1 protein-coding gene is annotated in these 8,556 nt (G+C 67.9%); it reads right to left on the reverse strand.

The features are described 5' to 3' along the window. Nucleotides 1-8,556 (reverse strand): non-ribosomal peptide synthetase (locus HUW62_RS43550; RefSeq protein ID WP_176437801.1); only part of this gene is annotated, 8,556 nt, incomplete at both ends.

An 8,556-nucleotide genomic window follows, 5' to 3' on the forward strand; every position in this document is an offset into this window, starting at 1 on the left:
TGCCCTCGCGGACGAGCAGAGAGCCCAACTCCTCGAGTGACAGCGAGTGAGGAGGAGCGAGGACGAGCTTGGAGCCGTGGAGGAGGGCGCCCCAGATTTCGAGGGTGGAGGCGTCGAAGGCGACGGGGGCGGCGTGGAGCCAGACGTCGGAGGCGCCGAAGGAGATGAAGGAAGAAGAGACGAGGCGAGTGACGCCGCGGTGAGGGACGCAGACACCCTTGGGCTCACCCGTGGAGCCGGAGGTGAACATGACGTAGGCGAGGTCATCCCCCGTCACGGCACTTGCGAGAGGAGAAGAGGGCAGCCGCGCGATGCGAGAAGCCTCCTCATCGATGACGAGGAGGACGGCGCCGAAGGCCGGCAAGTCGTCGACGACGTCAGAGTGGGAGAGGACGACGCCCGCAGCGGACTCACGGAGAACGAAAGCGAGACGCTCGGAGGGCCAGGCCTTGTCGAGAGGGACGTAGGCGGCCCCCGCCTTGAGGATGGCGAGGAGGGAGACGATGAGGTCGGCGGAGCGGTCGAGGCGGACGGCGACGCGAGAGCCCGGGAGCACACCCAACGAGCGCAGGTAATGAGCGAGCTGGTTGGAGCGCGAGTCGAGCTGGGCGTAGGAGAGTGACTCCTCGCCGGAGACGACAGCAACAGCGTCGGGCGTGCGCACGGCCTGCTGAGCGAAGAGTCCATGGATGGACGCGTCGCGCGGGTACTCGCTAACAGCCCCATTCCAGCCCGTGAGTACCTGCTGCTTCTCTTCCGCCGTGAGCAGCGGAATCAGACGGAGCTGCGCATCAGGGGCGGAACGCAGCGCTTCAATCAGTACCGCGTAGTGACGCGAGAGGCGCTCCATGGTCGCCGCGTCAAAGAGGTCGGTGTTGTAGTTGAAGACACCGGTGAAGCCGTCGCTGCGTTCTTCGAGCAAGAGGCTGATGTCGTACTTCGAGGACTCGACGCTCGGCTGCAGTGCGCCCAGCGTGATGCCGGGGAGCTCGAGCTCCTCTTCAGGAGCGTTCTGAAGAGTGAGGGTGACCTGGAACAGCGGGCTGCGGCTCAGGTCACGCTGCGGCTGAAGCTCCTCGACGAGTTTCTCGAACGGGACGTCCTGGTGCTCGTAGGCGGCCAGCGTGGACAGGCGCACCTTTGAGAGCAATTGACGGAACGACTGCTTCGGATCGAGGCGAGCGTGGAAGACGAGGGTGTTGACGAAGAAGCCGATGAGCCCCTCGGTCTCGGAGCGGTTGCGGTTGGCGAGAGGCGAGCCCACCGAAACGTCTTCCTGACCCGAGTAGCGGGAGAGCAGGAGCTGGAAGGAAGCCAGCAGCACCATGAAAGGCGTGGCGCCTTCTCGCTGGGCGAGCGCCTTCACCCAGTCGCTCGACTGTCTGGAGAGGACCACGGGGACGATGGCGCCCCCGTAGGTCTGAACGGCGGGACGAGGCCTGTCGGTGGGCAGCTCGAGAGAGGTCGAGGCACCGGCGAGCTGGTTACGCCACCAATCGATCTCGGACGCGAGGACGTCACCCTGGAGCCACTGGCGCTGCCAGACGGAGAAGTCGGCGTACTGGATGGGCAGGGGGGCGAGCTGGGCGGATTCTCCCCCGGCGAACTGCCGGTAGAAGGCGGCGAGCTCGCGGACGATGATGGCGACAGACCATCCGTCGGAGACGATGTGGTGTGCGGTGGCGAGCAGGAGGTGCTCGTCATCACTCAAGCGCACCAGGGTCATGTGGACCAGCAGACCCCGAGACAGGTCGAATGAATGCAGCGCCTCCTCGCGCATCAGGCGCTGGGCTTCCGCGTCTCGCTCCTGCTGAGGCAGCGCGCGGAGGTCGACGAGCGGCATCTCCAGCACGACGTCCTGTTGGATGCGCTGGACGGGCTGACCCTCGTGAATGGCGAAGTGAGTGCGCAGCACCTCGTGGCGCTGCACCAGCGCGCGGAGGGACAGGAGCAGCGCGTTTGAATCCAGGGTGCCGGTGAGCTTGAGCGCCCACGGGATGTTGTATGCGGAGCCGCCGGGCTGGAGCTGATCCAGGAACCACAGACGCTGCTGCGCGAAGGAGAGCGGCAGCGGCCGAGCACGGTCGACGGGGACGAGTGCGGGGACCTTCGAGTCGACGGAGTATTGCTCCAGTCGCTCGGCGAGCTGTGCGACGGAGGGCGCTTCGAAGAGCTCGCGGAGGGGGAGCTCGATGTTGAAGGTGGAGCGGATGCGGGAGACGACCTGGGTGGCGAGAAGGGAGTGGCCACCGAGGGCGAAGAAGCTGTCGGTGACGCTGACGCGAGGCAGGTTGAGGACCGCGCGGAAGAGCTCGGCGAGCTTCTCCTCGGTGGGAGTGCGAGGCGCGACGAAGGTGGCCTCGTCCGTGAGGCTGGCCGCGTCGGGAGCGGGCAGCAGCCTCCTGGCGATCTTTCCGCTGGGCGTGAGGGGCAGGGCCTCCAGTGGGACGAAGACGGAGGGCACCATGTACTCGGGCAGCCGCTTGAGCAGGGCGGAGCGGAGTGCTTCGGGAGTGACTGCGTCCGCCCCGGAGACGGGGACGAAGTAGCCGACGAGGCGCTTGGCGCCGGGCACGTCCTCGCGGACGAGCGCGGCGGCGTCTCGGATGCCGGAGAGGGAGCGCAGCGCGGCTTCGACTTCACCGAGCTCCACGCGGAAGCCGCGCAGCTTCACCTGACCGTCAAGACGACCGAGGAACTCGACGGTGCCGTCGGCCGTCCAGCGAGCGGAGTCGCCGGTGCGATAGAGGCGTGCGCCAGGAGTTGAAGCGAAGGGGTGGGGGACGAACTTCTCCGCCGTCAGCTCGGGGCGGCCAGGGTAGCCGAGGGCGAGGTGAGCGCCGCCGATGAAGAGCTCCCCGGGAACGCCGATGGGGGAGGGCAGGCCGAGAGAGTCGAGGACGAAGAGCTGGGTGTGGGGAAGCGGAGAGCCGATGGAGGGCAGACGCGGCCAGGAGGCCGGCGGGCCCTGCATGCGGAACGCGGAGACGACGTGAGTCTCGGAGGGGCCGTACTGATTCTCCAGGACGCAGCCCGGAAGCTTCTCGAAGAGAGAGACGAGCGCGGGAGTGACCTGGAGCTGCTCACCCGCCGTCACGACTTCGCGCAGCGTCGTCGGAACGGTGGCGCCGTGAGAGACGGCATCCGCGAGCGCCTGGAGAGCGACGAAGGGCAGGAAGAGCCGCTCGACGCGCTGCTGGTGCATGAAGTCGAGCAGCGCCGGAATGTCCTGGCGCAGTCCACCCGTGGGCAGCACGAGGGTGCCGCCGGCCCACCAGGTGGAGAAGAGCTCCTGGCAGGAGACGTCGAAGCTGAGCGAGGCGAACTGGAGGGTGGTGGCCGAAGGCTTCGCGGACTGACGCAACTGCCAGGAGAGCAGGTGGCTCAGCGCGCGGTGAGGAAGGGCGACGCCCTTGGGCCTGCCGGTGGAGCCGGAGGTGTAGATGACGTAGGCGGGAGACTCGGGCGACAGCGCCAGCTGAGGCGCGTGAGGAGGCTGAGCGGAGAGGGCATCCGCCTCCGTGTCGACGAGGACGAGCCGCGCCGTGGACTCCGCGGGCAGCGAAGCGCGGAGGCTGGAGTGCGAGAGGACGACGGGCGCTGAAGAGTCCTCGAGCATGAAGGCGAGGCGCTCGGAGGGGTAGTTGGGGTCCAGCGGGAGATAGGAGGCGCCGGCCTTGAGAGAAGCGAGGACGGCGACAGCCATGTCGAGGGACTTGTCGAGGCAGATGCCGACGGAGCTTCCCGGAGTGACGCCGTGCTGGCGAAGCAGGTGCGCGAGTTGGTTGGCGCGCGTGTCGAGCTGAGCATAGGTGAGCGACGAGACACCGTCGGAGACGGCGATGGCGTGAGGCTTGCGCGCGACCTGGGCTTCGACGGGACGGTGGATGAGCGACGCGACGTGGGGGATGCCCGACGTGTCGTTCCACGCGGTGAGCAACTGGTGCTTCTCTTCCGCGCTCAGCAGCGGCAGGTGAGCGAGGGACTGGCTCGGGTCAGAGACGGCGGACTGGAGCAGGCGTGAGAGGTGCTCACCGAGACGCTGGGCGGTGCTCCTGTCGAAGAGGTCGGTGTTGAACTCGAGCAGGCCGTGGATGTCGTCGCCGGAGTCGACGAGGAGCAGCGAGAGGTCGAACTTGGCGGTGCCGCTGTCCACGTCGAGGGCGCGAAGGACCGTCGACTCGTCAGCGCCGGAACGGGGCGTGGAGGGAGCCGCCGTCTGCAATGCGAGCATGGCCTGGAAGAGAGGCGAGCGACTGAGGTCACGCTGAGGCTGGAGCTCCTCGACGAGCTTCTCGAAGGGGACGTCCTGATGCGAGTAGGCGCCGAGGGTGGACTCGCGCACCTGGGCGAGCAACTCGCGGAAGGACATGTCCAGTCGGAGCTGGGTGCGAAGCGCGAGGGTGTTGACGAAGAAGCCGATGATGCCTTCGAGCTCGGCCTGACGACGGTTGGCGATGGGCGAGCCGACGACGATGTCGTCCTGTCCGGAGTAGCGGGCGAGGAGGACGTTGAAGGCGGACAGCAACACCATGAAGGGAGTCACACCCTCGCGGCCGCAGAGGGTGCGAAGCGCGGTGGTGAGGTCCGCGCCGAGGCGCACGGGGAGGTTGGCGCCGTGAGCGGACTGGACAGGAGGGCGGGGCCTGTCGGTGGGCAGCTCCAGTGCCTGAGGTGCGCCGGCGAGGTGCTGTCGCCACCAGGAGACTTGCTGAGCCAGGGCTTCGTCGCGCAGCCAGCCGCGCTGCCAGGCGGCGTAGTCGGCGTACTGGAGCGTGAGCGGAGCCAGAGGAGAAGGCAGGCCCTGGCTGAAGGCTGAGTAGAGCTCAATGACTTCGCGCCCGAAGACACCCGTGGACCAACCGTCGGAGACGATGTGGTGGACGGTGATGAGCAGCACGTGGCGCTGCTCGGAGAGACGCACGAGGGTGGCGCGGAGCAGCGGCGCGTGAGTCAGGTTGAAGGGCTTCTGCGCCTCCGCGGTGGCGAGGCGCTGGGCCTCGGCGTCGCGAGCGGATTCCTCGAGGTGCCCGAGGTCGACGTGGGCAAGGGAGAACTCGACGTCGGTGAGGATGCGCTGAGCGGGCTCGCCATCGGCGCGGGTGACGAAGCTGGTGCGCAAGGACTCGTGGCGACGGACCAGCTCGTGGAGGGCGCGGGTGAGGGCGTCGGTGTGCAGCTCCCCGTTGACCTGGAGGGCGGTGGGGATGTTGTAGAAGGGGCTGTCGGGCTGGAGCCGGTCGAGGAACCACAGGCGCTGCTGGGCGAAGGAGAGGGGCAGGTCTCCGGAGCGAGCCACGGGCGCCAAGGGCGGGAGCTGGAGGCCATCCTGGGCCAGACGTGAAGCCTCGATGCGAGGCGCGAGCTGCGCGACCGTGGCGGCCTCGAAGAGCGCGCGAACGGGCAGCTCGACGCCGAAGGCCTTGCGGACTCGGGAGATGAGTTGGGTGGCGAGCAGGGAGTGGCCGCCGAGCTCGAAGAAGTTGTCGGTGACACCGACTCGTTCAACGCCGAGGACGAGCGAGAAGAGGGACGCGAGCAGTTCCTCGGCCGGAGTGCGGGGCGCGACGTATTCGCGCGCGGCGGCGACGAAGTCCGGTGTGGGAAGGGCCTTCCTGTCCACCTTGCCGCTGGGATTGAGCGGGAGTGCGTCGAGGAGGATGAAGACCGACGGCACCATGTACTCGGGCAACTGGAGCGAGAGCGCCGAGCGAAGGGCCTGGGAGTCGGGAGTCGTGGAGGGCGAGGGGACGACGTAGGCGACGAGGTGGGCCTCATCGCGGACGACGACGACGGTATCCGAGACAGAGGGAAGGGTGCGGAGGACGGCCTCGACCTCACCCAGCTCGATGCGGAAGCCGCGCAGCTTGACCTGGAAGTCGGAGCGGCCGAGGTACTCGAGCGTCCCATCTGGCAACCAGCGAGCGACGTCGCCAGTGCGGTAGAGGCGCGCGCCAGGGGTTGCACTGAAGGCGTCGGGGATGAAGCGCTCAGCGGTGAGGTCGGGCCTGCGCCAGTATCCGAGGCCGACCTGGACGCCGCCGATGAGAAGATCACCGGGGACACCCACGGGAGAAGGCTGGCCGGACTCGTCGAGGACGAGGAGCCGCGTGTTCGCGACGGGCTTGCCCATGGGGACGAAGTGTCGAGCGTCCCCCGGGAGGCATTGGAAGAAGGAGACTTCGACGGCGGCCTCGGTGGGGCCGTAGAGGTTGAAGACCTCCGCGTGAGGCAGTCGCGAGTGGGCGCGGCGCACCATCTCGGCGGGGAGGGCTTCACCACTGCATGCCAGACGACGGACGTGAGACAGCGCTTCGAGTCCCGGCTCCTCCAGGAAGGCGCGGAGCATCGACGGGACGAAGTGGACGATGGAGATGCGCTGCTCGGCGATGAGGCGCACGAGGTAGGCGGGGTCCTGGTGTCCACCGGGCTTCGCGAGGACGAGGCGAGCGCCAGAGATGAGAGGGGCGAAGAACTCCCAGACGGAGACGTCGAAGGAGAAGGGCGTCTTCTGGAGGACGGAGTCGGATGCCGCCAGTGGGAACTGCTGCTGCATCCACAGCAGGCGGTTGATGACGCCTGAGTGGGCATTCATGGCGCCCTTGGGCCGGCCCGTGGAGCCGGACGTGAAGATGACGTAGGCGAGCGAATCCGGGCCGGCGAGCCGCGCGGGGGCCGAGGACGGCTGGCGCGAGACGGCGTCCCACTCGGAGTCGAGGCACAGCACGCGAGCGGCGTGCGGAGGGAGGACGTCCTTCAAGCGCTCATGCGTGAGGAGGACGGGAGCATTGGCGTCCTCGAGCATGCCGGCGAGGCGCTCACGCGGATACGCGGGGTCCAGGGGGACGTAGGCGGCGCCAGACTTGAGGACGGCGACGAGCGAGACGACGAGGTCGAGCGAGCGCTCGAGGCAGACACCGACGAGGACGCCGGGCCGAGCGCCGAGCGAGCGCAGGTGGTGTGCGAGCTGGTTGGAGCGCGAGTCGAGCTGGGCGTAGGTGAGGACGCTGTCCTCGAAGCGAACAGCCTCGGCCTCGGGAGTGCGCAGCGCCTGGGCTTCGATGAGCGAGTGGAGTGTGGCCTCGCTCGGGTACTGCACCTGCGCGCCCTGGAAGTCGGAGAGCAGCTGGGACTTCTCGTCGTCGGCGAGGAGGCCGAGGTGACGCAGGGGCACGTCGACGCGAGAGGTGGCGTCGGCGAGCAGATTCTCGAAGTGGCGAGCCATGCGACGCGGGGTGGCGGCGTCGAAGAGGTCGGAGTTGAAGTCGAGAGTGCCGAGCAGTCGACCCTGGCTCTCACTCATGCCGAGAGAGAGGTCGAACTTGGCGGAGTGAAGCTCGGAGGTGAGGAAGTCGAGGGAGAGGCCCGGGAGGCGGAGCGCTTCGTCAGGAGCGTTCTGGAAGACGAAGGAGACCTGGAACAGCGGAGAACGGCTCAGGTCGCGCTGAGGCTGGAGCTCCTCGACGAGCTTCTCGAAGGGGACGTCCTGGTGCTCGTAGGCGGCGAGGGTGGACAGGCGCACCTGGGAGAGCAGCTCGCGGAAGGACTGGCTGCCATTGATGCGAGCGCGCAGGACGAGGGTGTTGACGAAGAAGCCGATGAGGTCTTCGGTCTCGGCGCGGTTGCGGTTGGCGATGGGAGAACCAACGCTGATGTCGTCCTGACGAGAGTAGCGGGAGAGCAGGAGCTGCCAGGCGGCGAGCAGGACCATGAAGGGCGTGGCGCCCTCACGCTGGGCGAGCGCCTTTACGGCGAGGGTCAGCTCCGGAGACAGCTCGAAGGGAAGCAGAGCACCACGGAAGGTCTGGACGGGGGGCCGAGGCCTGTCGGTGGGCAGCTCGATGGAAGGAGGAGCGCCGGAGAGCTGGTTGCGCCACCAGCCGATTTCCGAGGCGAGGACGTCGCCCTGGAGCCACTGACGCTGCCAGACGGAGAAGTCGGCGTACTGGATGGGCAGGGGTGCGAGCTGGGCGGCCTCGCCGCCGGAGAACTGGCGGTAGAACGCCGCCAGCTCGCGGACCATGACGGCGATGGACCAACCGTCGGACGCGATGTGGTGGACGGTGACGAGGAGCTGGTGCTGCGTCTCATCCAAGCGGAGCAGTGAAGTGCGGACGACAGGACCACGGGCCAGGTCGAAGGGACGCAGAGCCTCGGCGGAAGCCAGACGCTGGGCCTCTGCATCGCGCTCGTGCTCGGGCAGGGACGAGAGGTCGACGAGAGGCATCTCCAGCAGGAAGTCGTGCTGGATGAGCTGAACAGGCTGTCCCTCGTGAACAGCGAAGCGGGTGCGCAAGGCCTCGTGGCGCTGAATCAGCGCGTTGAGGGACTGAAGCAGTGCGGAACTGTCCAGCGAGCCGGAGAGCTTGAGGACCCAGGGGATGTTGTAGGCGGAAGAGCCGGGCTGGAGCTGGTCGAGGAACCAGAGACGCTGCTGGGCGAAGGAGAGGGGCAGCGGCTGGGCGCGGTCGACAGGGACGAGTGCCGGCTGGCGAGACGAGGAGCCGTGGAGCAACTCCAGCCGCTCAGAGAGAAGCGCGACGGTGGGAGAAGAGA

Source organism: Myxococcus sp. AM011 (genome assembly GCF_013372595.1).
GTDB lineage: Bacteria > Myxococcota > Myxococcia > Myxococcales > Myxococcaceae > Myxococcus > Myxococcus eversor.